1 protein-coding gene is annotated in these 519 nt (G+C 45.1%); it reads left to right on the top strand.

Annotated elements, in window-relative coordinates; translation table 11 throughout:
- The first annotated feature begins 1 nt into the window (after window position 1).
- Window positions 2–376 carry a MerR family transcriptional regulator gene (locus R7044_RS28000; protein ID WP_225456350.1) on the top strand — a complete coding sequence of 125 codons (375 nt, stop codon included), beginning with the start codon at window positions 2–4 and terminating at the stop codon, window positions 374–376.
- The last annotated feature ends 143 nt before the right edge of the window (window positions 377–519 follow it).

The raw sequence follows: 519 nt of genomic DNA on the forward strand, positions 1-519 counted from the left end.
TATGGCACAATACAAAATCAGTGATCTCGCCAAAGAGCTCGACATCACGACGCGCAGTATTCGATTTTATGAAGACGTCGGCCTGATTGAGCCAGAGCGAAAAGGCAATATGCGCGTTTATCAGCGTAGGGACAAAATCCGACTTAAACTGATTCTTAGAGGGAAACGGCTCGGCTTCTCGCTGGCAGAAATACGTGAACTGTTCGAACTTTACGACATGCAACAAACGGATGAACAGCTGCTCAAAATGCTTAATATCATTGAAGAAAAGCAAGCCGTGTTACAACAGCAGTTAAATGACATTGGTGTCGTCATGGGCGAGCTCAATGCAGCAAAAGAACGCTGCCTTCAAACACTAAAAAACAACGAAAAGTAACAACGCCACTAACTCAAATTTCCCTCACTCAAGCAGTGCACGATTTTCACAGTCACACACCTGCAACAGGAAGACGTTATGAAAACGAGCTACATCCCGCTGAATTTCGGGCTCGGTGAAACCATTGATATGCTCCGAGATCA

This window comes from Vibrio sp. 1402, from assembly GCF_033340275.1.